The sequence below is a fragment of the Streptomyces sp. NPDC006385 genome, assembly GCF_040612485.1.
Lineage (GTDB): Bacteria > Actinomycetota > Actinomycetes > Streptomycetales > Streptomycetaceae > Streptomyces.
In genome coordinates, this window is the sequence record NZ_JBEXQG010000002.1 from 148,260 (window position 1) to 173,013 (window position 24,754).

At 70.6% G+C, this 24,754-nt stretch carries 18 protein-coding genes and 1 pseudogene; 8 read left to right on the forward strand and 11 right to left on the reverse strand.

The annotated features are described in order from the left end of the window. Positions 1-5: 5 nt before the first annotated feature. Positions 6-749 carry a class I SAM-dependent methyltransferase gene (locus ABZ078_RS02170; protein ID WP_356570719.1) on the forward strand — a complete coding sequence of 248 codons (744 nt, stop codon included), beginning with the start codon at positions 6-8 and terminating at the stop codon, positions 747-749. Here the strand turns inward: ABZ078_RS02170 and ABZ078_RS02175 are convergent. After that, positions 718-1,194, reverse strand: a complete 477-nt coding sequence (locus ABZ078_RS02175; protein ID WP_356570721.1) for a hypothetical protein — start codon at positions 1,192-1,194, stop codon at positions 718-720. The two genes, ABZ078_RS02170 and ABZ078_RS02175, sit on opposite strands and share 32 nt — an antisense overlap. After that, positions 1,191-1,502 carry a hypothetical protein gene (locus ABZ078_RS02180; RefSeq protein ID WP_356570723.1) on the reverse strand — a complete coding sequence of 104 codons (312 nt, stop codon included), beginning with the start codon at positions 1,500-1,502 and terminating at the stop codon, positions 1,191-1,193. The genes ABZ078_RS02175 and ABZ078_RS02180 overlap by 4 nt, the downstream gene beginning before the upstream one ends. A 40-nt stretch (positions 1,503-1,542) precedes the next feature. Between ABZ078_RS02180 and ABZ078_RS02185 the strand changes: the two genes are divergently transcribed. From ABZ078_RS02185 to ABZ078_RS02195, 3 genes are all read left to right on the forward strand, one after another. Further along, positions 1,543-2,499 (forward strand): YafY family protein, encoded by a 957-nt coding sequence (locus ABZ078_RS02185; protein ID WP_356570725.1) that lies wholly within the window; start codon positions 1,543-1,545, stop codon positions 2,497-2,499. 39 nt (positions 2,500-2,538) lie between these two features. Beyond that, positions 2,539-4,410, forward strand: coding sequence for a rhamnogalacturonan lyase (locus tag ABZ078_RS02190; RefSeq protein ID WP_356570727.1), 1,872 nt, complete (start codon positions 2,539-2,541; stop codon positions 4,408-4,410). Between the two features lie 198 nt (positions 4,411-4,608). Next, complete coding sequence (locus ABZ078_RS02195; protein WP_356570729.1) at positions 4,609-5,208, forward strand: DUF4352 domain-containing protein; 600 nt, start codon at positions 4,609-4,611, stop codon at positions 5,206-5,208. A gap of 45 nt (positions 5,209-5,253) precedes the next feature. Here the strand turns inward: ABZ078_RS02195 and ABZ078_RS02200 are convergent, their stop codons facing one another. Together ABZ078_RS02200 and ABZ078_RS02205 are read right to left on the reverse strand one after the other, a co-directional pair. Beyond that, on the reverse strand, positions 5,254-7,917 hold the full coding sequence (locus ABZ078_RS02200) for a cellulose binding domain-containing protein (protein WP_356570730.1): 2,664 nt from the start codon (positions 7,915-7,917) through the stop codon (positions 5,254-5,256). 241 nt (positions 7,918-8,158) lie between these two features. Further along, a complete protein-coding gene (locus ABZ078_RS02205; protein WP_356570732.1) occupies positions 8,159-11,074 on the reverse strand; it encodes a glycoside hydrolase family 48 protein in 2,916 nt (971 codons plus the stop codon). Positions 11,075-11,627: 553 nt separating this feature from the next. On the opposite strand from ABZ078_RS02205, the gene ABZ078_RS02210 reads away from it, so the two are divergent. Continuing rightward, positions 11,628-13,343 (forward strand): glycoside hydrolase family 6 protein, encoded by a 1,716-nt coding sequence (locus tag ABZ078_RS02210; protein ID WP_356570734.1) that lies wholly within the window; start codon positions 11,628-11,630, stop codon positions 13,341-13,343. A gap of 35 nt (positions 13,344-13,378) precedes the next feature. Here ABZ078_RS02210 and ABZ078_RS02215 read toward each other — a convergent pair whose 3' ends face one another. Continuing rightward, the gene (locus ABZ078_RS02215; RefSeq protein ID WP_356570736.1) at positions 13,379-14,146 is read right to left on the reverse strand and encodes a phytanoyl-CoA dioxygenase family protein; all 768 of its coding nucleotides are present in this window, start codon (positions 14,144-14,146) and stop codon (positions 13,379-13,381) included. 136 nt (positions 14,147-14,282) lie between these two features. Here ABZ078_RS02215 and ABZ078_RS02220 point away from each other — a divergent pair, with 136 nt between their 5' ends. Continuing rightward, positions 14,283-15,191, forward strand: coding sequence for a methyltransferase domain-containing protein (locus ABZ078_RS02220; protein ID WP_356570738.1), 909 nt, complete (start codon positions 14,283-14,285; stop codon positions 15,189-15,191). 25 nt (positions 15,192-15,216) lie between these two features. Here ABZ078_RS02220 and ABZ078_RS02225 read toward each other — a convergent pair. Continuing rightward, positions 15,217-15,613: pseudogene (locus ABZ078_RS02225) on the reverse strand (glycoside hydrolase family 75 protein); the annotation flags it as partial. A gap of 129 nt (positions 15,614-15,742) precedes the next feature. Here ABZ078_RS02225 and ABZ078_RS02230 point away from each other — a divergent pair. Next, positions 15,743-16,354: a hypothetical protein gene (locus ABZ078_RS02230; RefSeq protein WP_356570740.1), complete on the forward strand. Its 612-nt coding sequence runs from the start codon at positions 15,743-15,745 to the stop codon at positions 16,352-16,354. Between the two features lie 122 nt (positions 16,355-16,476). On the opposite strand, the gene ABZ078_RS02235 is transcribed toward ABZ078_RS02230, so the two are convergent. The 3 genes from ABZ078_RS02235 to ABZ078_RS02245 all read right to left on the reverse strand — a co-directional run bounded on the left by ABZ078_RS02235 (position 16,477) and on the right by ABZ078_RS02245 (position 20,448). Next, on the reverse strand, positions 16,477-17,313 hold the full coding sequence (locus tag ABZ078_RS02235) for an aldo/keto reductase (RefSeq protein ID WP_356570742.1): 837 nt from the start codon (positions 17,311-17,313) through the stop codon (positions 16,477-16,479). A gap of 105 nt (positions 17,314-17,418) precedes the next feature. Further along, positions 17,419-19,245, reverse strand: a complete 1,827-nt coding sequence (locus ABZ078_RS02240) for an AMP-dependent synthetase/ligase (protein ID WP_356570744.1) — start codon at positions 19,243-19,245, stop codon at positions 17,419-17,421. Between the two features lie 330 nt (positions 19,246-19,575). Further along, a complete protein-coding gene (locus ABZ078_RS02245) occupies positions 19,576-20,448 on the reverse strand; it encodes a LysR substrate-binding domain-containing protein (protein WP_356570745.1) in 873 nt (290 codons plus the stop codon). Between the two features lie 194 nt (positions 20,449-20,642). Between ABZ078_RS02245 and ABZ078_RS02250 the strand changes: the two genes are divergently transcribed. Continuing rightward, entirely contained in the window at positions 20,643-21,656 is a 1,014-nt protein-coding gene (locus tag ABZ078_RS02250; RefSeq protein WP_356570747.1) for a bile acid:sodium symporter family protein, read from the forward strand. On the opposite strand, the gene ABZ078_RS02255 is transcribed toward ABZ078_RS02250, so the two are convergent. Next, a complete protein-coding gene (locus ABZ078_RS02255; protein WP_356570749.1) occupies positions 21,592-22,827 on the reverse strand; it encodes a DUF4185 domain-containing protein in 1,236 nt (411 codons plus the stop codon). The two genes, ABZ078_RS02250 and ABZ078_RS02255, sit on opposite strands and share 65 nt — an antisense overlap. A gap of 19 nt (positions 22,828-22,846) precedes the next feature. After that, on the reverse strand, positions 22,847-24,727 hold the full coding sequence (locus ABZ078_RS02260) for a sialidase family protein (protein ID WP_356570751.1): 1,881 nt from the start codon (positions 24,725-24,727) through the stop codon (positions 22,847-22,849). Between the last annotated feature and the right edge of the window lie 27 nt (positions 24,728-24,754).

The window sequence follows — 24,754 nt, forward strand, 5'->3', positions numbered from 1 at the left end:
CGGGCGTGCTGGACTACGACAAGGAAGCGGAGCGGTACGACACCCTGCGTGGCGGCGAGCCCAGGGCGGCGGCCGCGGCGGAGGCGGTGCTGGGACTCCTGCCGGACGGCACCCGCCGCCTGCTCGATGTCGGCTGCGGCACCGGCATCGTCACGCGGCGGCTCGCTGCCGCACGGGACGGCCTGTGCGTGACCGGCGTGGATCTCGCCCTCAACATGGCCCGGCAGGCCGCCGCCCGGCTGCCCGGCGCCGTCCTGCTCGCGGACAGCCGGCGGCTGCCGTGCCGGGACGGCCGGTTCGACGCCGTCAGCAGTGTGTGGCTGCTGCACCTGGCGCGAAGCGCCGAGGACGTGCGGACCATCGTCGGCGAGTGCGCCCGGGTGCTGCGGCCCGGCGGGGTCTACGTCACCACCGTCGACAAGGCCGCCGCCCACAACGTGGGCAGTGACATCGATGCCGTACTGGCCGCCCGCCCGCGCCGCGCCGCCCGGGACGCGGCGGCCGTCGTCGAGTCGTACGCCCTCGACCACGGCCTGGAACCGGCCGGTGAGGCCCGCTTCACCGGCCACGGCCAGGGTCGCAGCCCCCGCCGCACGGTGGCCGACCTGCGCCGGGGCTGGTTCGTCACCCTGCCGCCCGGCGGCGCGCTCGCCGACGCGTTCGCCGCCCGCCTGGCGGACCTGCCGGACCAGGACCGACCCCGGCCCGACCCGGTGTTCACCCTGCGGGCGTTCCGGAAGGCCGGATGAAGTCCATGGTCCAGTTGGTCGACCAGGTCCGTCCGTCGTCGACGGAGAACGCCTGCTCCCAGCGGGCCGACCGCGGGGAGACGCCCGACCACACGAACCGAACACGCACGTCGTTGCCGTCGTGTGTGTCGGCGCCGTGGAACTCGCCGCGCCCGCCCTCGAACCGGCCGACGACGGGTGGGAACAGCTTCCCGCTGACGCTGGAGGCCCAGTTCAGGGACCACTGCTCGGTCTCCCGGTCGAACAGCCGCAGGGTCGCACCCTTCGCCGACAGGTGCGGCATGTCGATCTCGTCGAGGTTCGCGGTCCCGTCGAACAGCGGCCAGCACCGGCTGGTCGCCGGGAACTCCTCCCAGCCGCTGTCCGGGTCGAGGAAGTCGGTGCGGCGGCGGTTGAGGACCTCCCACTCGCCGTGGAAGAAGTCGAAGTCGTGCGGGCTGCTCATGAGCGGTCTCCAGTGGTTCCTTCGGGCAGGGAATCAGCCAAGTAGGCGTCGAGATCGGGGACTCGCGGGGCGAGCAGGTGCCGTACCCAGGCGTCCCGTTCGTGCAGGATCGGCGGGAGTTCCCCGACGAACGTCGCGGGAGGCGTGCCGTCCGGCTCCGGCAGGAGCTCCGGCAGGATCTCGTACGCCGCCTTCTCCACCTCGGGCGCGATGCCCGCGGGGTCGGCGGTGACGTGGTAGCGCTTGACGTGCCGCCCGGCGACCTCGATCGGCGGGGGCACGGTCAGCGGTTTCTCGCTGAAGGGCATGGCAAGGACGCTAGATCCGGTCTCCTGACACCATGTGTCAGTGAAGTCCAGCCGACTCCTGTCGATCCTCCTGCTGCTCCAGACCCGCGGCCGGATGACCGCCGCCCAGCTCGCCGAGGAGTTGGAGGTGTCGGTGCGCACGGTCTACCGGGACGTCGAGGCGCTGAGCGCGGCGGGCGTCCCGCTGTACGGCGACGCGGGCCACGCCGGTGGCTACCGCCTCCTCGACGGCTACCGCACCCGCCTCACCGGACTCACCGCCGACGAGGCGGAGGCCCTCTTCCTCGCCGGCGCCCCCGGTCCCGCCGCCCAGCTCGGCCTCGGCTCGCTCCTGTCCGCCGCGCGGCTCAAGGTCCGGGCCGCCCTGCCCGTGGAGCTGCGCGTCCACGCCGACCGGATCAGCGGCCGCTTCCATCTGGACGCGCCCGGCTGGTACGCCGACGCCGACGAGACGCCGTACCTCCCCGCGGTGGCCGACGCCGTCTGGAACAGCCGCGTCCTGCACGTGCGGTACCGCCGCTGGCGCGAGCCCACCGACGTGGAGCGCCGTCTGGAGCCGTACGGGCTCGTCCTCAAGGCGGGCCGCTGGTACGTCGTCGCGGGCCCCGGCCCCCGCACCTACCGCGTCGACCAGATCCTTGAACTGGCCACGACGGACGAGGAGTTCACCCGCCCGGACGGCTTCGAGCTGGCCGCCTACTGGATGGCGTACCTACGCGGCTTCCACGACCGGCTCCGCCCGGCCGTGGCGGTGGTCCGGCTGGCGCCCGGCGTGACCCTCACCGGGCCGGTGAAGGGTGACGCGCACCAGGAGGAGGACGGCTGGACCCGGCTCACCGTCCCCATCGAGTCCGTCGACCAGGCCCACGCGGAGTTCCTGCGCCTGGGCACCGGCATCGAAGTGCTCCAACCACCCGAGCTGCGCCAGAAGATCGCCCGGACGGCGGCCGAACTGGCCGCGAGATACGGCAACGTCCCCGGGAACGGCGGCGACTGAGGGAACGGAACCCGTCCGTCCTCCCAGGAGGTTCGTCACGTGCAGCACCCGCACAAGCACCGTAGACGCCGGGCCGTCCTCTGCGCCGCGTTCGCCACCGCCGCCCTCGTCGGCGCCGGAGTGACCGCGCTGGCCCCCGGCACCGCCGAGGCCGCCACCGCCCGCCAGGTCGAGAAGCTGGACCGGGGCGTGGTCAGCGTCCACACGGCCGGCGGCAACCTGGTCAGCTGGCGCTGGCTGGGCACCGATCCGAACGACGTGTCGTTCAACGTGTACCGGGCCGGTACGAAGGTCAACCCGGCACCGATCACCGGCTCCACGAACTACTTCCACTCCGGCGCCCCGGAACAGGCCGACTACACCGTCCGCGCGGTCGTGAACGGCGTGGAGCAGGGCGACTCGGTGCACGCGATCCAGTTCCGCGCCGGCTACAAGGACGTCCCGATCTCCCCGCCCGCCGGGGGCACCGCCCCGGGCAACTCGCCGTACACCTACCAGGCCAACGACGCCTCCGTCGGCGATCTGGACGGCGACGGCGCCCTCGACATCGTCCTGAAGTGGCAGCCCACCAACGCCAAGGACAACTCCCAGCCCGGCTACACCGGCAACACCGTCATCGACGGCATCAGGCTCGACGGCACCCGGCTGTGGCGCATCGACCTGGGCCGCAACATCCGCTCCGGGGCGCACTACACGCAGTTCCAGGTGTACGACTACGACGGTGACGGCAAGGCCGAGGTCGCCATGAAGACGGCCGACGGCACCCGGGACGGCACCGGCGCGGTGATCGGCAGTTCGTCGGCCGACCACCGCAACTCCAGCGGGTACGTCCTGTCCGGGCCCGAGTTCCTGACGATGTTCGACGGCCGGACGGGCAAGGCGATGCAGAGCGTCGACTACGTCCCGGCCCGCGGCAACGTCTCATCCTGGGGCGACAACTACGGCAACCGCGTCGACCGCTTCCTCGCCGGCACCGCCTACCTCGACGGCTCCCGTCCCTCCCTGATCATGGCGCGCGGCTACTACACCCGTACGGTGATCGCCGCCTGGGACTGGCGAGGCGGCTCCTTCACCCGCCGCTGGACCTTCGACACCAACTCCTCCACCAACAGCGGCAAGGGCTACGACGGCCAGGGCAACCACAGCCTGTCCGTCGCGGACGTCGACGGCGACGGCAAGGACGAGATCGTCTACGGCGCGATGACCGTGGACGACAACGGCCACGGGCTGTGGACGACGAAACTCGGTCACGGCGACGCCGGTCACGTCGGTGACCTCAACCCGTCCCGCGCGGGCCTTGAGTACTTCAAGGTCTCCGAGGACTCCAGCAAGCCGGGCTCATGGATGGCCGACGCCCGCACGGGCCAGATCCTCTGGCGGACGGCGTCGGGCGCCGACAACGGCCGCGGCGTCGCCGCCGACGTCCACGCCGGCAGCCCGGGCGCCGAAGCCTGGTCGGCCTCCGACACCACCCTGCGCTCGGCGACCGGTGCCTCCCTGGGCCGGGAGCCGTCCAGTATCAACTTCCTGTCCTGGTGGGACGGCGACCCCGTCCGCGAACTCCTCGACGACACCCGCATCGACAAGTACGGCACCTCGGGCGACACCCGCCTGCTCACCGGCTCCGGGGTGGCCTCCAACAACGGCACCAAGGCCACCCCGGTCCTGTCCGGCGACATCCTCGGCGACTGGCGCGAGGAGGTCGTCTGGCGCACCGGCAACAACACGGCGCTGCGCATCTACTCGACCCCGCACCAGACCACCACCAAGATCACGACCCTGCTCCACGACACCCAGTACCGCACGGCCCTGGCCTGGCAGAACACGGCCTACAACCAGCCCCCGCACCCGAGCTTCTTCATCGGCAACGGCATGGCGGCGGCACCGCGCCCGACGGTGTACACGCCCTGAGAGGCGGACGACCGCGGACGGCCTGACCGGTCCGGGTGGTCGTCGGCCGAGCGCCGGCGACCACCCCGACCGGTTCCACCCCGACGCGATAACGGGATGTCAGGTTGCTTCGGGATTCCAACTTTCTTCGTGATCCGTACAACCATGGGTGTTCTCCACGGGTCCTTCACATGCGTACCACCGAAACCTGGGGAGAACATGTTCCACACCCGCATACGCCTCGCCGCCACCGCCGCCGCCGTCGTCGCCGCGATCGGCCTCACCGCCTGTGGCTCCGGCTCCGGTGACGAGATCGTGGACAAGCCGAAGGCGAAGGCTTCCGCCAAGGCCGGCGACGGCGGCGACAAGGAGCCCGCCGCCGAGGACAGCAGTGCCGCGCCCGAGGTCGCCGAGGTCGGCGACACGCTCGCCCTCAAGGGCATGGAGAGCGGCAGCGGACTCGACGTCACCGTCGTCAAGGTGGTCGACAACGCCAAGTCCGGCGACGAGTTCTTCGCCCCCGAAGACGGCAAGCGCTGGATCGGCGTGCAGTTCCAGCTCGTCAACACCGGCACCAAGGTCTACTCCGACGCTCCCGTGAACGGGGCGAAGCTGGCCGACGACCAGGGCCAGCAGTTCGGGACCGTCCTCGCCGACATCACGGCCGGCCCGTCCATGTCGTCGGACGTCCGGCTCAAGCCCGGTGCGAAGGCGCTGGGCTGGATCGTGTTCGAGGTGCCGAAGGCGTCGAAGGCGGCCACCGTCACGTTCGCGATGGACTCGGGCTTCGCCCAGCAGGCCGGGGAGTGGAAGCTGTAGGCACCGCGCAGGGCGCGTGCCGGGAGCCGGCACGCGCCCTCGGGCTCAACTCACCGCGCAGTTCCGGTCACCCAGCTTGAACGCGGCCGGTTCGGCGTTGGCCCCCGACCAGCTCCCGGTGAACCCGAAGCTCACGGACGAACCGGCCGCCACGTTCCCGTTCCAGCCGACGTTCTTCGCGGTCACCGCCGAGCCGGACTGGGTGTGCTCGGCGTTCCACACCTGCGTGATCCGCTGTCCGTCGGTGAAGGACCAGCCGAGGGACCAGCCGCTCCAGGCGCTGGAGCCGGAGTTGGTGAGCCGCACGTCCGCCTGGAAACCGCCCGACCACTGATGGGTGATCTTGTACGTCACCGCGCAGGCACCGGTGGGCGCCGGGTCGGGGCCCGGCCCCGGACCGGGGTCCGTCGTGCCGCCGTCCGAGGAGTCGCCGTAGACGACACCGCGCCCGTTGGTCGCCACGTACACACGCCCGTACACCCGCGGGTCACCCGTGATCGCCGCGCCCGTCCAACCCCACTGGTGGGCGTCGTCGTTGATGCGGGTCCAGCTCGCGCCCTTGTCGGTGGAGCGGAAGATGCCGCGCACGCCGCCGATCTTCGCGCTGGTGTAGAGGGTCTGGTACGACGCTCCCGGCGCCGCCTTGCCGAAGCCGATCGTGTCGGCCTCCCCGACATCGGCGAGCCTGGTGAAGCTCGCGCCGCCGTCCGTCGAGTGCCACAGCCCGTAGGCGCCGTCCGTCGCGCCCCCGGCCAGCCACACGTCGCCCTTCACCCCGGGCAGCGCCTTGAAGCGGACGCTGTCACCGCTCGGCAGCCCGGTCGCCGAGGACGCGGTGAAGGTCGCGCCGCCGTCCGTGCTGACGTAGAACTTCCCGGACTTGAAGCCGTAGAAGACCTTCGGGTCGACCCGGTCGGACTCGACGATCGCCCCGGCCGGGATCCCGCTGGACGCCTGCCAGGAGGTGCCGAATCCCGTCGTGTACCGCACGCCCGTACCGCCGGGGCTCCAGACGAACCGGCCGCCGTCGGCCGCCGCGGCCACGGTGCCGCCCTCGCTGACGCCCGCGGGGTCGGTCCCCGCGAACCAGTTGGCGCCGTTGTCCGTCGAGAACGCGATGTGCGGCCCCGAGTCCAGGTTGCCGACCCGGACGACCGTGTTCGGGTCGGACTCGGCGAAGTCCAGGCTCGTGGTCGTGGTGAAGTTGGGCTGGGTGAACATCATCGACGGGACCTGGGTGAGGTCCGTGTGGCGGAAGCCGCCGATGTCGCCCAGCGCGCTGAGCAGCGGCGCCCCCGACGGAGGAGAGGCGAGGTCGTTGACGGCCGTCTCCTCCAGGCCCCGCACCATCGGCTTGATGGCGAACTTGCTCCCGCTGTCCCAGTTCGTGAGGTTCTCGGTGCCGTAGATCGTCGCGCCCGTCCCGTACATCATCCGGTCGGAGTTGAACGGGTCGATCTCCAACGCCTCGGTCATCCAGCCGAGTTTGGGTGTCTGCTCGGGCGGCGAGGGGTTCGCGCCCCACGTCAGCCAGGGCGAGGACGAGACGTCCATCGTGTAGCGGTTCTCGCGGTTGGGGTACGACGTGTAGTCCCACGCCTTCGTCCAGGTGCCGCCGCGGTCCGTGGAGCGGAAGATCTGGGTGTCCGGCCACCAGGAGCTGTACGCCGTCGCCATCACCGTGCCCGGCCTCTGCCGGTCGATCGTCAGCCCGCTGAAGCCGTAGTACGTGTCGGCCTCCGCCACCGGGCTGATGTCCGTCCAGGTCCCGGTCGCCGTCGCGTACCGCCACAGCCGGCCCTTGCCGCCGTCGTACGGCCCGCCCTTGTCGCTGTAGGCGAGGTACAGGTAGCCGTTCGTCGCGTCCAGGACGCCCTTGTGGGCCAGGTACCCCGTCGGCTGCCCGGCGAGCCGCGACCAGGTCGCGCCCGCGTCCGTCGAGCGGTACACGGCGTTGTCCTTGTCGGCGACCCCCACGTAGACGGTCTTCGTGGCGTTCCCGGCCGTCCCCGTGGACTCGTCGAAGGTGACCCAGACGATCCCCTGGTTGTCGCTCGCGTAGCCGCTCGTGTCGCCCGGATCCTGCGCGTAGTCGCCGACGTTGGGGAAGTTCGCCACCTGCGACCAGGTCACCCCGGAGTCCGTCGACCGCCACAGCCCCTTGCCGCTGGGCGCGCCCAGATACAGCACGCTGTTCCGGTTCGGGTCGACCGCGAGACGCTCACCCATGCCGCGTCCGGGCATGTTGCCGCCCAGCTTGAACGGCAGGTCGGCCTTCCGCCAGCTCGCCCCCCGGTCGGAGGAGCGCATGACCGCGCCGTTCTTCGGGTCCCAGCTGTTGGTGTACGTGCCCACCGCCGCGTACACCTTGTTCGGGTCCACGGAGTCGGACGCCAGGCTCACCACACCCGTGTGCCCCCAGTCGTCCCAGCCCACCGAGTCCAGCAGCGGCGTCCAGGTCTTCGTGGACTCCTGCCAGCGGTAGGCGCCGCCGATGTCGGTGCGGGCGTAGGCGAGGTTCTTCTCCTTGCGGTTGAAGACGATGCCGGGGACGAAACCACCGCCGTCGATACGGGCGTTCTTCCAGGTGTAGGTGTCGGCGGCGATCGACACGTCCTTCGAGGCGTCGGCGGCCAGTGCGGGTGGAGTGCCCGCGAGCAGGCCGGCCGCGAGGGCCAGCGCGGCCGTGAGGATGCGTGTTCTTCGCACGGTGGGGTCCTTCCTGAGAGAGGAACGCGCGACGACCGGGCGGCCCCCAGTGCGGGAGGGGGCCGCCCGGCGGTTCGGCCTCGTCGTCAGGTGACGAGACCACGTACGCGGAGCCTTCAAGCGGTTCCGTGGAAACGCCGTGCACGGGCGCCCCTCAAGGGGCGCGGGGAACTGCGTGACCAGCCACGACGGACCCGCAGTGGAGCACGGCCCTGCCCGCGGAGCGCTTGGCGGGGGCTGGTTATTCGAGAAGCTCCGCGTACGAGCCGAAGGCGAGCGCGATGTCCGCCTGGGCCCAGAAGCGGTGATACGTGAACGACGGCGCCGCACCGCCCGCGAGATACGCCTCGATCTTCGACCAGGCCGGGTCGTCCTCGTAGAACGAGCGGATCGAGTCGAAGGTCGACGACGAGTTGATCGCGTCGCCGTTCGGCATGGTGCCGGTCCAGCCGCTCGGGACGTAGATCCGGTCGTCGAAGCGGTTGTAGTCGGCGCGGGTCTCCGGGACGGCGATGCCCAGGCTGTCCTGGTGGTTGTCCCACATGCCGTCCAGGAACGCCTTGGCCGTGGCCGCGGCCTGGGTGTCACCGGAGCGGTCGGCGTAGTACGTCAGGGTCTTGGCGTACGCGGCCGCCACCCCGACGTCGTTGGTGTAGTCGGCGACGGTGACGTGAAGTCCGTTGTTGGCGCCCGGACTCGACGGGTTCCAGGTGTCGGGCTGGCCCGACCACTGGAGCGTGGACGGGAACCGGAAGGTGCCGTCCGGGTTGATCGTGGTGTGGGACAGCGCCCAGTCGACCCACTTGTCGAGGACGGCCTTGGCGGCCGCGTTCCCCGTCTGCTGGTAGTACTCGGCCACCCGCTCCATCGACCACGCCTGGAAGCCGAACCACTGGTTGGACGGCGGGTCGTGGTAGACGGGCTGCTGGTCGTAGTACATGCCGTAGAACGTCGACTTCCCGGTCGGCGGGGTCGCGTACCGGCCCGCCCAGCTGTTGGTCGCACCGCCCGCGATCGCGCCCTCGCTGGACTGGAGCCAGCGGTAGAACTCGACCTGCCGCTGCAGCGACTTGGCCCAGTCCGCCTGTCCCGTCGCCGACTTCGGCTTCAGGTCGGCGTAGTTGGCCAGGGCGTACGCGGCCATCGGGTTCTGGTAGCCGCCGTGCGCGTGGCTGGAGCCGATGCGCCAGGCCCAGCCCGCCGAGGTGTCGGTGGCGCCGCCCCAGGCGTAGTACCAGGACATCAGGTAGTGCGAGGCGTCCTTGCCGGTGCCGGCCGGGCAGGACGAGGCCCCCACACAGGTGCCGACCTTCTTGAAGTACTTGTCGTACATCGCGTAGCGCAGGTAGTCGCCCATCTTCGCGGCCTTGGCCACGGTCGCGGAGATCTCGCCGCCCTTGCCCTGCGCGTCGGCCCACTTGTCGGCCCAGTACGCGGCCTGCACCGCACGCGCGTCGGCGTCCGGGGCGTTGGTGAACTTCCACTGCTTGGCGTACGACGCGTCACCCGTGAACAGGTCCAGATACCCGTTCATCCCGCCGTACTTGAAGGCGTCGCAGGTCGGCTGCGGCACCGTCTCCCACACCGACTCCTGCGCACCGCGCTGGAAGGTGTTGATGTACGACGGCCCCGTGTCGGTCGGCCCCGCCTCGCACTTGCCCGGCGAGTTGCCGAAGCCGTAGACGTTGTCGACGTCCTGGAGCCAGTGCATGCCGTAGACGTCGTCCGTGCCGTACGCGCTCTTCAGTTCGGCCGCGATCGGGTCCCGGCCGACCGGGACGCCGGCGTCGAGCTTGGCCGGGTACTCGTTCGGTGTGTCCAGCTCGGGTGCGTAGGTCGCCGGCTTCGAGGCGTTGTAGAAGGAGTTGGTCGGCTGGTCGGCGCGGGTCGGGATCATGTACTTCTCCATGATCTCCCAGGCGCCGTTGAACTTGGACCAGTCGCCTGTGACCTTGCCGTACATCGCCTGCAGCCAGAGAAGGTAGCTGTAGGCCTCGGACGTCGTCTCATGGCCGTGGTCCGGCGCCTCGACGATCAGCGTCTCGACCGAGTGGTAGGGGATGCCCTCGGGGGAGAAGTAGCCGTTCGCCGGGTTGGTGATCTTGCCGTACAGCTCCAGGAAGCGGGCGTCGTACGCCTTGGTCGCCGCGATCTGGGTCACCGTGACCGACGCCTGGCCGTGACCGGTCGCCGTCGACTCGAAGGTCGCCGAGCCGGTACCGGAGTTGTCGGCGGTGATGGTCACCTTCTGCGCGGTGTTCCAGTTGGAGGGGGTGAAGGTGAGCGAGGCGCCGCCGGTCACCGACAGGCCGGTGTTGCCGCCGGTCCGGGCGGTCGTGACGGTCACGTTGGCGGACGGCTGGGTCGACAGCTTCACGTCGTACGAGCCCGTCCTGCCCGCCTGGACGGCCAGTTGGGTCGCCGAGGCCACCACGGCGGGACCCGCGGCGACCGTGACGCCGACCGGAGTGGACTCCGCGGACGCGCCCAGGCTGTCGTACGCCTTCGCCAGCAGTGAATGACTGCCCACGGTCAAGCTGGAGACCGAGAGCGAGTACGGCGCCGTCGTGTCCGTGCCGAGCAGCGTGGTGTCGTCGTAGAACTCGACCTTGCTGATCGACGCGCCGTCCGCGGCGGCGGCCGTGGCCGCGAGCGGGACCGCGTCGCCACGCGTGTACACGGCGCCCGCCGCCGGGCTGGTCAGCACGGTGATGGGGGGTTGGTGGGCGCCGGTGCAGGTGGTGCCGTTGATCGCGAAGTTCGTGGGGGCGGTGTTGGTGCCGCTGTAGGTGAACTGTGCGCCCGTGCTCACCGCCGCGCCGGCGGCGATCGCCGCGTTGTACGAGGCACTCTTCACCGTGACCTGCTGCCCGGACTGGGACCAGGTGCCGTTCCAGCCGTTGCTGAGCTTCTGGTTGCCCGCGTAGCTGTAGGTCAGGGTCCAGCCGTTGATGGCGTCCGTGCCGCGGTTGGTGAGGGTCAGGTCCGCGGTGAAGCCGGAACCCCAGTCGTTGGTCTTGTAGTCGACACTGCACTGAAGTGCCGCTGCCTGAGCGGTGGTCGAACCCGTACTCAACATGGTCAAAGGAAGCGCCAGAGTCGCGACGACGGCCGTCCAGAACCGTCGTACCGCTCTGCGTCTGCGTGGGGGATGCACGTGCTGGTTCCTCCTTGCGGCTCGGAGAAGTCAAGGTTTGAACCAGTGGGAGCGCTCCCATAGTGAGGACGGGTATGCAAGCGGTCAAGGTTCTTGAAGAGTCGAAAAGATTCGATGCGTTCAGTTGAGTAAAAGTCAGTAACTCCTCTGTCCTTTACCGTCACTTGGCGCTAGCTTCATTGACACCAGTGGGAGCGATTCCATCAGTCGACGCGTCCGTCCCGACGCGCCCGATCTGCAAGGAGTCGCTCATGCGACACCCCCCGCGTTCAGTACTTTTAGCCGTCGCCGGCGCGTGCGCCTGGTCCGAGGACGCCGTCGTCAACGGCGCGCGGGACCTCGTCGACGCCATACGGGACACCGGTGCGCCGCCTGGCACGTCCACCACTTCAACGCCCGCGCGAACCAGAGCTGCCGGGACCCCACGCTCGCCCCGGTCGCGGCCCGACCGCCGCGGCGGCCGCACTGGCCCACGTCGTACGGCATCGGGCCGCGTGATCGTCCAGGCGCCCTCGACGGACAACTCCCCTCACGAAGAAGGAAACCCGCACTCATGACTCGTACCAGAACAGCGATGCTCGCCGCCCTCGCCCTGGTCGCCGGGGCCGGGGCCTCGGGAACCGCGCTCGCCGCGGTCCCCGGCGGAATCGGCACGGCCGCCGTGCCCTGCACCGTCGACTACAAGGTGCAGAACCAGTGGGCCACCGGCTTCACCGCCGCCGTGACGGTCACCAACCAGGGCGCCGCCAAGTCGAACTGGTCGGTGAAGTGGTCGTACGCCGGAAACCAGAAGATCACCAATGGCTGGAACGCCAAGCTGAGCCAGAGCGGCGCGGCCGTCACCGCGACCAACGAGTCCTACAACGGCACACTGTCGACCGGCGGTTCGGTCAGCTTCGGCTTCCAGGCCTCCTACAGCGGCTCCAACGCGATCCCGGCCACCTTCACGCTCGACGGCGTGACCTGCAACGTCGACGGCGGCTCGGGACCTGGACCCGGACCCGACCCGACCGGTCCGAAGGTCGACAACCCGTACTCCGGCGCCAAGGTGTACGTGAACCCGGAGTGGTCCGCGAAGGCCGCCGCCGAGCCGGGCGGCAGCCGTATCGCCAACCAGCCGACCGGCGTCTGGCTCGACCGGATCGCCGCCATCAACGGCGTCAACGGCGGCATGGGCCTGCGCGCCCACCTCGACGAGGCGCTGCGCCAGAAGGGCTCCGGCGAACTCGTCGTCCAGTTGGTGATCTACAACCTGCCGGGACGCGACTGCGCCGCGCTCGCCTCCAACGGCGAACTCGGTCCGACGGAGATCAACCGGTACAAGACCGAGTACATCGACCCGATCGCCGCGATCCTCGCCGACCCGAAGTACGCCTCGCTGCGGATCGTGAACACCATCGAGATCGACTCGCTGCCCAACCTGATCACCAACACCGGCAGCCGGCCGACCGCCACGCCGCAGTGCGACGTGATGAAGGCCAACGGCAACTACCAGAAGGGCGTGGGCTACGCCCTCAACAAGCTCGGTGACGCGGCCAACGTCTACAACTACATCGACGCCGGCCACCACGGCTGGATCGGCTGGGACGACAACTTCGCCCCCAGCGCCGCCCTGATGAAGGAGGCGGCCACCACCGAGGGCGCCACCGTCAACGACGTCCACGGCTTCATCACCAACACGGCCAACTACAGCGCCCTGAAGGAGAACAACTTCACCATCAACGACTCCGTCGGCGGCAAGTCCGTGCGTGAGTCCAAGTGGGTCGACTGGAACCGGTACGTCGACGAGCTGTCCTTCGCACAGGCGTTCCGCAACCAGTTGATCACGGCCGGCTTCAACTCCGGCATCGGCATGCTGATCGACACCTCCCGCAACGGCTGGGGCGGCAGCGCACGGCCCGCCGGTCCCGGTGCGATGACGAACGTCGACACGTACGTCAACGGCGGCCGCTACGACCGCCGCATCCACATCGGCAACTGGTGCAACCAGTCCGGCGCCGGCCTCGGCGAGCGCCCGCAGGCCAACCCGGCGGCCGGGATCGACGCGTACGTCTGGATGAAGCCGCCGGGTGAGTCCGACGGCGCCAGCAAGGAGATCCCGAACGACGAGGGCAAGGGCTTCGACCGCATGTGCGACCCGACCTACACGGGCAACCCGCGCAACGGCAACAACCTGTCCGGCGCTCTGCCGAACGCCCCGATCTCCGGGCACTGGTTCTCGGCCCAGTTCCAGGAGCTGATGCGGAACGCGTACCCGCCGCTGTCGTAACCGGCTGACCGGCCCCGCCGGGGCCTCGCCCGGCCCTACTCCCGGGCCAGGCCCCGGCGGATCGCGAACTCCACCGCCGAGTAGTTCCCGTCGGCCCGCTCCAGCTCGCACTGCTCCGCCGGGTGCAGCGGCGGCTGCGCCATGAAGCGGGGGCGGGTGCCGTGGTGGGGCTGGGCGGCGTGGACCAGGAAGGGATGGCACAGATAGACGTCGCCGGGGCGGCCGGTGGCGTGGGCGAGCGGACGGTGCGCGGAGGCTTCGGCGACCTTCGGGCCGAGCTCCAGGAAGGACGCGCCGGCCTCGCCGTACGGTTCCAGGACCGCCGGTACGTCGAGGTGCGAGCCGACCCGGATGCGGGTCGGGGCGTCGTCCTCGGTGACCTCGCTGAACAGGAACAGCATGAGCAGCGCACGGTCCTTGGAGCGTATGTTCGTGTGCGGGTGCGCGGCGCCTTCGGGTACGTAGCTGCCCTCGATGTGCCAGCCCGCGTCGTCGGGTTCCTCCTCGTGCGGGAAGCGCAGCGGGAAGCTGCCCAGCGAGTAGCGGGACTGCCATCGGTCCTCACCCACCAGCGCATCGAACGCCTCATGCAGGACCGGGGTGTTGACGGCGGCCGCGAACGGGCCCTGCGCCAGGTCGTACACCCAGTACACCGGGTCCTTCCAGGTGCCGGGGTCCTCCGGGTCGTACCCCGTCTCCCGCCACAGCAACCGCGCGCAGTGCTCGGCGACGCGCGGCGGGAAGGCCGCCTCGATCTTCACGAACCCGTCCTCGAGGAAGCGCTCCACCATCTCGTCGTTCATCGGGCCATCCTGGGTGACCGGAGCCCGCCTCCGCACCTCATTTTTTTGCCCCGCTTTTGCCGATGCGGCAAGGACAGTGGCCCCGTGGCGGTGCGTCGTCGCACGCTGGCGGCATCCGGACGAGAGGCTGACCACCATGGCGCACGACGACCACCGGCACCACCAGCACGAGCACCACGATCACCATCATCACCACGACCACAGCGACATCGACTGGAACGAGATGGCCCCGCTGCTGGAGGCGCAGGCGGAGCTGTTCACGCCCATGTACGAGCACGCCATGGCCTGGCTGGCCAAGCGGCAGACCGAGCCGGGGCTGATCGTGGACGCGGGCAGCGGGCCCGGCGTCGTCGCCTGTCTGCTGGCCGACGCCTTCCCCGGCGCCCGGGTCGTCGCCGTCGACGGATCCGAACCGCTGCTGGAGCGGGCCCGGGCGCGCGCCGAGCGGCTCGGTGTCGCCGACCGCTTCGGGACCCTCGCCGGTGAACTGCCGGACGTCCTGGACGACTTGGACTACCCCGTCGATCTGCTGTGGGTGAGCCGCACTCTGCACCACCTCGGCGACCAGCGCGCCGCCCTCGCCGCCTTCGCCGACCGCCTCGCACACGGCGGCACGCTGGCGCTGCAGGAGGGCGGTCTCCCGAGCCGGTTCCTGCCGCGCGACATCGGCTTCGGGCGCCCCGGGCTGCAGGAGCGTCTCGACGCACTGGAAGCGCAGCGGTTCGCGGCGATGCGCGACGACCTGCCCGGCTCCGTCGCCGAGACCGAGGACTGGCCGGCGCTGCTCACCGCCGCCGGACTCAGGCCCACCGGCACCCGCACCTTCCTGCTCGACCTGCCGGCCCCGACCACGGACCGCGCCCGCGCCTTCGTCGCCGCCACGCTGACCCGCACCCGCGAGGGGCTGGCCGATCACCTCGACGCCGACGACCGCGCGACCCTCGACCGGCTGCTCGACCCGGACGACAAGGCGAGCGTGCACCACCGTCCCGATCTGTTCGTGCTCGCGGCGCAGACCGTGTACACGGCCGTGCGGACCCAGTGACGCCGGTGAGCACGCCGTCCGGGGGTCAGTTGCTCTCGATGAACTCCTCCGCCCGTTTCTCGCCCAGCGAGACCGCCGCGCCGTGGTCCTCGATGGGCGAGACCTGGGAGTTCGCGAAGAGGATGTACGTCACCTCGGAAGACGGCGTACAGGACCTGGTCGTCGTGGACGACGGCGGCCACGCCGCCGCCCTTGATGTCCGCCGTGGAGTAGTCCCACGTTTCGCTGGCACCGGGCACGACGACGTACGGCGGCGCATCGGACCTCAGCGGTTCCCCGTCGGACTGGTGGAACGCCGTGTCGGGCAGGAACCAGGGGTCGGTGTGCTCGTTGCACTTGGCCGTGCGCCGGCCGTCGCAGTCGATGTCCATGTCGGCCTTCCAGAAGACGGCGCCGTTCGCACCGCAGACGGGGACGGTGGCCTTCTTTTATGGGGTGCCCTTCTTTCAGGAAAGTTTCCTTACCGGGTGGCTGATTGCGACGTCATGACCCCAGTAGAAGACTGGACATGCCGAAGATTTCGGATATGGCCCGGCTTTCCGGGAGGTGTCATGTTCGTACGCGCCCTCTACGCGACCGGCGATCCCACGAAGATCGACACTGCCATCAGGGCAATGAACACAGAGGGGCGGGACCTGCTGGAAGACCGCCCGGGATACCGCGGGGCAAGTGTCTTCGTGGACCGGACGCTCGGGAAACTCCTGGCGGCGAGTTGGTGGGAGTCGGAGCAGGCCCGGCGCAACAGCGACGAGGTGCTGCGCGAGCGGCGGGCGGCGATGCTGGAGCCGTTCGCGGGGACCCTCGCGGTCGACAACTACGAGGCGTTGGTCTTCCACCAGGCCCGGCAGCCGCAGGCGGGCGGCGGACTGCGGCTCACCAGGCTGGAGTTCGACCCCATGGACGCGGACCTGCTCGCCGACACGTTCCGGGCGACGGTGGTGCCCCGGCTGGAGACCCTCACGGGGCTGGCCCGGGCGTCCCTGCTGGTCGACAGAGGGCGGGGGCGCGGGTTGGTCGGAGTGATCTTCGTCGACCACGCGTCCCTGGAGGCGTCCCGCTCCGGTCAGGCGGCGGCCAGGCACGAAGGCGCGGCCAAGGCGCATGCGACCGTGACCGGACTGGAGGAGTTCGAGGTCGTCTTCACCGACGTGCGCGGCGACTGAGGAGTCCCGCGCGGGAATCGGCCCGCGATCCGGTTCCGCGCACGCCTCCGCCCGCCGCTCGGACAGCCGAGCGGCGGGCGGACGGTCTCACCGAAACGGTGCCGGGTGCGCGGACGCGGCCGTCAGGCCATGTCGAACGTCGCCGGGTCCGGACCGATACGCCGGTCCTCGTTCAGCGCGCTGATCGCCGCGAGGTCCTCGTCGTCCAGGCTGAAGTCGAAGACCTCGATGTTCTCCTTGATCCGCGACGGCGTCACGGACTTCGGGATCACGACGTTGCCCAGCTGCAGGTGCCAGCGCAGCACGATCTGGGCCGGGGTGCGGCCGTGCTTCTGCGCGATGGCGACGATCGCCGGGACCTCCAGCAGGCCCTTGCCCTGGCCGAGCGGCGACCATGCCTCGGTGGCGATGCCCTGCGCGGCGTGGTACTCGCGGGAGGCGCGCTGCTGCAGGTGCGGGTGCAGCTCGATCTGGTTGAGCGCCGGGACGACCGACGTCTCGTCGATCAGCCGCTCAAGGTGCTCCGGAAGGAAGTTGGAGACACCGATCGCGCGGATACGGCCGTCGGCGTGGAGCTTCTCGAACGCCTTGTACGTGTCGACGTACGTGCCGCGGGCCGGCAGCGGCCAGTGGATGAGGTACAGGTCGACGTAGTCCAGGCCCAGCTTCTTCAGCGACACGTCGAAGGCACGAAGCGTGGAGTCGTACCCCTGGTCGCTGTTCCAGAGCTTGGTGGTGACGAAGACATCCTCGCGGGGGAGGCCGGAGGCGGCGATGGCCTTTCCGGTGCCCTCCTCGTTGCCGTAGATCGCCGCTGTGTCGATGCTGCGGTACCCGGCCTCCAGCGCGGTGCTGACCGCCCGCTCCGCCTCGTCGTCCGGCACCTGCCAGACGCCGAAGCCCAGCTGGGGCATCTCGACGCCGTTGTTGAGGGTGGTGTGGGGGACCTTGCTGCTCACGAGCTATGGATCCTTACGGTTGTCGTCAGGTGGTACTCACATCGTCAACGATCACGGGCCGCGATGCATTCCTGACCGGAGAATCCGTTCGAACCGATCCGGACCTCAGGCTCGGTACAGCGCCTCGACCTCGTTGGCGTAGGCGTTCTCGATCGCCTTGCGCTTCATCTTCAACGACGGTGTGAGCAGTCCGTGTTCCTCGGTGAACGGCTGGGCGAGGATACGGAACGTACGGATCGACTCGGCCTGCGAGACAAGGGTGTTGGCGGCGACGACCGCGCGCCGCACCTCCGTCTCCAGGTCCGGGTCGCGCACCAGTTGAGCCGGCGTCATCCGGGGCTTGTCGCGCATCATCAGCCAGTGCTCGACGGCCTCTTGCTCCAGGGTGACCAGGGCCGCGATGTACGGGCGGTCGTTGCCGACGACGATGCACTGGGCGACCAGGGGGTGGTCGCGGACGCGCTCCTCCAGCGCCCCCGGCGAGACGCTCTTGCCGCTGGATGTGACAAGAATCTCCTTCTTGCGGCCGGTGATGGTGAGGTAGCCGTCCTCGTCGAGGGAGCCCAGGTCGCCGGTGGCCAGCCAGCCGTCGTGCAGGGTCTCGTCGGTGGCCTTCTGGTTGTTGAGGTAGCCCTGGAAGACGTTGGCCCCGTGCAGCCAGATCTCGCCGTCGTCCGCGATGTGCACGGTCATGCCCGGAATGGGTTGACCGACGGTGCCGTACCGGGTGCGGTGCGGTGGGTTGGCGGTCGCGGCCGCTGTGGACTCGGTGAGGCCGTAGCCCTCGTAGATGTGCACGCCCGCGCCGGCGAAGAACAACCCCAGCCGCCGGTCCATCGCCGAACCGCCGGACATCGCGTGCCGGATGCGGCCGCCCATCGCCGCTCGCATCTTGGAGTAGACGAGCTTGTCGAACAGTTGGTGCTGCATCCGCAGACCGGCCGACGGGCCCGGGCCGATGCCCCACGCCTTGGCCTCCAGCGCGTCCGCGTACTTCACGGCGACCTCCACGGCCTTCTCGAAGGCGCCGGCCCTGCCCTCCTTCTCGGCCTTGCGGCGGGCGGCGTTGAAGACCTTCTCGAAGATGTACGGCACGGCCAGGAAGAACGTCGGCCTGAACGCCGCGAGGTCCGGCAGCAGGGCGGCCGCGTTCATCTGCGGCTGGTGGCCGAAGCGCACCCGGCCGCGGATCGCGGCGACCTGCACCATGCGCCCGAAGACGTGCGCGAGCGGCAGGAACAGCAGGGTCGCCGCCTCGTCGCCCTTCTTGGAGTGGAACACCGGCTCCCAGCGCTCGATGACGGTGTCCGCCTCGTACATGAAGTTGCCGTGCGAGATGACACAGCCCTTGGGACGCCCGGTCGTGCCCGAGGTGTAGATGATCGTCGCGACCGAGTCGGGCGTGACCGCCTGCCGGTGCCGGTGGACGACCTCGTCGTCGAGGTGGGCGCCGGCCTCGTACAGCTCCTGCACGGCGCCCGCGTCCAGCTGCCACAGCTGGTGCAGCCGGGGCAGCCGGTCGATGACGGTGGCGATCGTCATCGCGTGGTCCTCGTGCTCCACTATCGCGGCCGAGCACTCGGCGTCGTACAGCATCCAGAAGCACTGCTCGGCCGAGGAGGTGGGGTAGACCGGCACCACCTGGGCACCGATGGTCCACAGGGCGAAGTCGAACAGCGTCCACTCGTACCGGGTGCGGGACATGATCGCGACCCGGTCGCCGAACCGGATGCCCCGGGCCAGGAGGCCCTTGGCGAGGGCGAGCACCTCGTCCCGGAACTCGGCGGAGGTGACGTCCCGCCACCGCCCGCTCGCGTCCTTGCGGCCGAGGGCGACGTTCAGCGGGTCGTCCTGGGCATGCTCGAAGACGACGTCGGCCAGACCGCCCACCGGCGGCGCCAACGCCAACGGAGGGTTGGTGAACTCGCGCAAACCCCGCTCCCCGCTCCGAATGCCTCGGCTGACGCTCCGCTCAGCGCCGTGAAAGCTACCCCACCCGCCGGTGGGGCGGGAGGGGGCCGAAAAACAGAGCAGTGCTCAGGTATGCCTGGTCCGCGCCGGAAAATGCGCGCACATGGGGAAGGGTCGGACAGAAAACTGACGGTTGAGTAAGTTTCGGGCCCGTGATCTCCACCGAATCTGTACGACCCGACCGCGCCCCGCCGACCCGGTCGACCACGTCGTCCCCGACGCTCCGTCCTCTCCTCGGCCGTCCTCTCCTTGGTCAGCGTACGGGCACCGCGACCTGTCACACCGGGGCGGCTAGTCGCCCCGGCGCCGGTGCAACCGGTCCCCGCCCGCCAGGATCGCCGCGGCCAGCGCGTCCGCGGCGCCCTGGGCGGGTGTGTGACGGCGGCCGTGGGCCAGGACGAAGTCGACGCGGCCCAGTTCCGGGAGCCCGGAGCGGTCGGGCACACGCGCCAGACCCGGCGGAATCAGCCCGCGCGAGTGCGCCATCACGCCGAGCCCGGCCCGGGCCGCCGCGATCAGCCCGTTGAGGCTGCCGCTCGTGCACACGATCCGCCAGTCACGCCCCTGCCGTTCCAGCGCCTCCAACGCGAGCGCCCTGCTGATGCCCGGCGGCGGATAGACGATCAACGGAACCGGGCGGTCCGGCTCCAGGCGCAGCCGCTCCGCGCCGATCCACACCAGCCGGTCGTGCCAGACCAGCTCGCCCCGGGAGTCCTCGGGGCGCCGCTTGGCCAGCACCAGGTCCAGCTTTCCGGCGGCCAGCTGCTCGTGCAGCGTGCCCGAGAGTTCGACCGTCAGTTCCAGGTCGACCTCCGGGTGGTCGTAGCGGAAGCCCTCCAGGATCTCCGGCAGACGGGTGAGGACGAAGTCCTCGGACGCGCCGAAGCGGAGCCGGCCGCGCAGCCGGGTGCCGGTGAAGAACGCCGCCGCCTGCTCGTGCACCTCCAGGATCCGGCGGGCGAAGCCGAGCATCGCCTCGCCGTCCTCGGTCAGCTCCACGGAATGGGTGTCCCGGGTGAACAGCGGACGCCCGGTGGCGTCCTCCAGCCGCCGTACGTGCTGGCTGACGGTCGACTGACGCAGGCCGAGGCGCCGGGCGGCCTGGGTGAAGCTGAGCGTCTGGGCCACCGCGAGGAACGTCCGCAGGTGGGAGGGGTCGTACATGGCCCCAAGGCTACCGGTGGTCATCGCGGAACGTGATGACAGTCAGAGTGGTATGCCGGATTCCCGATCGCTGACCGGCGCAGGACGATGGAGAGGGCACGTCCGTGCCGGGAACCCGAAGCACGGCGATGCGACAACCGCGTACGACAGCGAAGTAGTGGAGCACAGTGAAACGCCTGCGATGGCCCCGTTGGATGCCGATCGACCCGTACATCCTGCTGCTGCTCGGGACCGTGGGCCTCGCGGCCCTCTTCCCGGCGCGCGGGACGGCCTCCGACGTCGCGTCCGGTGCCTCCACGGCGGCGATCGCCTTCCTGTTCTTCCTCTACGGCGCCCGGCTGTCCACCCGTGAGGCGCTGGACGGGCTGAAGCACTGGCGCCTCCACGTCACCGTCCTGGCCTGCACCTTCGTCGTCTTCCCACTGCTGGGCCTGGCCGCCCGCGGGCTCGTCCCGGTCTTCCTGACCCACCCGCTCTACCAGGGCCTGCTGTTTCTCACCCTCGTCCCGTCGACGATCCAGTCGTCGATCGCCTTCACCTCGATGGCCCGGGGCAACGTGCCCGCGGCGATCTGCGCGGGCTCCTTCTCCTCGCTCGTGGGCATCGTCCTCACCCCGCTCCTCGCCGCGGCCGTGCTCGGCTCCGGAGCCGGCGGCTTCTCCGCCGACTCGCTGCTGAAGATCGTGCTGCAGCTGCTGGTGCCGTTCCTCGCGGGGCAGGCGCTGCGCCGCTGGATCGGCGGTTTCGTCACCCGGCACAAGAAGGTCCTCGGACTCGTCGACCGCGGCTCGATCCTGCTCGTCGTCTACACCGCGTTCAGCCAGGGCATGGTCCAGGGCATCTGGCACCAGGTGAGCCCCGTCCGGCTGGCCGGCCTGCTCGCCGTCGAGGCGGTGCTGCTGGCCGTGATGCTCACCCTGACCTGGTACGGAGCCAAGGCGCTGCGCTTCAGCCGCGAGGACCGCATCGCGATCCAGTTCGCGGGCTCGAAGAAGTCCCTCGCCGCCGGCCTGCCCATGGCGAGCGTCCTGTTCGGCGCCCATGCCTCGCTGGCCGTGCTGCCGCTGATGCTCTTCCACCAGATGCAGCTGATGGTGTGCGCGGTCACCGCCAAGCGCCGCGCCCGCGACGCCGGGGAGCCGGTCACCGTGTCGGGGCCAGCCGCAGCGTCACGAACCGCGGTCGGTACAGGGACACGTTCCGGCTGAGCTGCGCCGCGGCGCCGGTCGTCTCCAGCCAGTTGACGTCGTAGCTCAGGACGAGACGCCCGCCGCCGCTCAGTTCGGGATGTGTCTGCGGGTTGTAGGCGGCGACCTGGCCGCCCTGCGGCAGCGCCGGGCTGAAGTCCTTCGTCGGCCCGTGCCACGGGCCGGTCGGGGAGCAGGCCCAGTACGACGTCACGGTCGTCAGCCCGTCGGTACCCGCGGCCATGGTGAACAGGACGTACGTCCCCCGCACCCGCACCACCGAGAACGCGCTCCCCACCCCCTTGCGCTGCCCGTCCCCGAGCACCGCACGCGGCCGGGAACCCGCCTGCGCCCACCGCGATCCGTCCCAGTACCGCCAGGCGCCCGGCTCCGCGAGCCTGCCCTCCGGCACCCGCGCGACGTACGCGTGCGAGGCCGGCCGGGACACGGCCTGCCCGTCGTCACCACCGAAGACGTACGTCCAGCCGCCCTCCTCGACCAGCGTCGTGCCGAACAGGACACGCCGGGAGGGATCCGGCACCAGCTGCTGGTCGAGGACCTTCGCGAACGACTCGACCCGCAGCTCGGGCAGCGAGAGCGTGGCGACCTCGGTGGCGGTCGGCACACCGTAGATCCAGGGGGACTGGCCCGCCGTGCGCACCCACAGCAGCACCCGTACGACCTGCTCGGACGAGCCGGGGGAGCGGGGCTCGACGCGGGCCGCGACCGGCCAGCGCCACTGGTTCGGCGCGGGGTCCGGGAAGATCGGGGCGGCGAGGGTGCGCTCCAGACGGCCGTCGCGCATGACGACCGCCGAGTTGCGCACCAGGGGAGCGGCGGTGTCCCGCCAGGTGTGGGACTCGCCGAACGGGTTGGGCGGCGCGTACACCCGCCCGAGGTAGGTGTCCGAGAACAGCCACAGCAGCCGCCCGTCCGGCAGCCGCACCGAGTGGGTGCCGTCGCCGCCGGTCCAGTCGTCGGCGCGGGTGGGATCGTCGCCGTAGCGGGCGAACTCGGCGGTGAGCTTGTCGTCGGCCGACCAGGACGCGACCGTGCGCGGTGCGCACGCGCCGCCGCCCTCCCGTTCGCCGTCGTCCGGGAGGGCGGTGAGCAGCACGGCCGCGAGAACCAGGGCCAGCAGCAGTCCGAGGCCGGCTCCCGTACGCTGCCGTGCTCGTGTGTCGTCGGGCACCCCTGGGACGGTAGTGGCCTCAGCGCACCCGGTCCATGGGCAGCCACAGCACGGTGTCGCGGGTGGCCGAGGACTTACGGCCGGTGACCTGCGCCGCGGCCTTGACCTCGGTGTCGCCGAGCGCCCGGTTCCACACGCGGACGTCGTCGATCGCGCCGGTGAGGAAGGCGCGGCTGTCCATGCGCTGGCCGATGTGCACGCCGAACGGCGAGTTGCGGCTGACCGAACCGGCCACGTCCGCGGTGCTGATGGCCGTACCGTCGAGGAAGAGCGTCAGCTCGCCGGCGCCGCGCCGCAGGACGAGGTGGTGCCAGCGCCCGTCGTTGTGCGCGCCGTCGGCCCAGACGGAGGCGGTGCGCACGGTCCGGAATCCCTCCCGCGTGGTGATCAGGGCCCGCACCCGGTCGTTGTCGGGCTCGCCGCGCAGCCAGATCTGGGGCTGGGTGCTGCCGATCCCGCCCATCCACAAAAACGGCTGCTCGCCGCCGGTGGCGGAGTAGCGGAAGAAGAGCGAGGCCGTGAAGTCCCCCGTCCCGAGCGGGAGTCGGGAGCGGTACGGCAGGCGTACGGCGTCGTCCGCGCCGTCGAACTCCAGGGCCCGGCCGAACACGCCGTCGGTCGTGGCGGCACCGCCGAGGACGGTCGCGCGGGGCGCGCGCGGCGCGAGGTCGGGGGTGGTCGGGTCGGGGCCGCGGCGGGGACCGAGCCAGTCCTCCGTGAAGCGGGCGAAGCGGATCTCGTCGCGCGCGTCGACGGCGCCGCCCTCGTACATCAGGCCCACCGTGGACGCGTCGATGCCCACCATGTCGGAGTACCCCGACCAGTCCGTGGTCACGACCTTGCCGCGGTCCACGCTGTCCCAGGTGGTGCCCCCGTTCCAGGAGGACCGGACCATCATGGTCCGCCGCCGGTCGGGGTCGGCGGGCGCGGACAGCAGCATGCGGTCGCCCAGGCGGAGCGTGGCGCCCTGCACCTGGGGCGTGTAGAGGTCCGCAAGGCCGCGGAACGGGCCGGTGAAGCTGTCGCCGCCGTCGCGGCTGTACGTCTGGGAGCGGTGCCCGAGATCCGTGCCGTCCTGTTCCCGGCCGCTGATGAGGATCGTGCCGTCCGCGCGCTCGGTGAGGGTCACCTCGGACGGCTTCTGCCGGAAGGTGCCGTCGTCGGCGGCGATGGGCCAGGAGTCGGTGGCGCCGATCCGCCAGTTGTCGCCGCCGTCGTCGCTGACGATGAGGGCGGCGTGGTTGGCGGTGACCCGACTGCCGTCCCAGGTCTCGGTGTTGACGCCGAAGACGAGGCGCCCGGCGTGCTTGCCCCGGGTGAGCTGGATGCCGTGCACGGGGCCGGTGGCGTACCAGGAGTTCCAGTGCGCGGGCAGTATCTCGTCGCTCAGATCGCGCGGCTCGGACCAGGTCCGTCCGTCGTCGTCGCTGTACTGCAGATGCGGAGTGCGGTCACAGGGGACGGAGCAATTCCCGCTGTCCGTACGGCCCGTGTTGTACGTCTCCGCCAGCAGGATGCGGCCGGTCTCGCGGTCCACGATCGGCGCCGGGTTGCCGTGGGTGTCCCCGTCGCCCTCGTTGACGACCTGGAGCGGCCCCCAGGTGCGGCCGCCGTCGGTCGACCGCTTGAGGACGATGTCGATGTCGGCGGCGTCACCGCAGTTGAGCACCCGTCCCTCGGCGAAGGCCAGTAACGTGCCGCTCTTGCTCTTCACGATCGCCGGAATGCGGAAGCAGGCGTAGCCCGGATCCTGACCGGCCCGGAACAGCACCTGTTGCTCGAACGGCGCGGTCCGGGCGGTGGGTTGGGACTGCGCCGGACTCAATGCCGCGGCCGTCGCCGTAGTGGCGACGGCCGCGACGAGGGCAGCTCTGAGACGTGCGCGAACTCTTGACGGCATGATGCGGCCCGCCCTTCATCGTCTGGT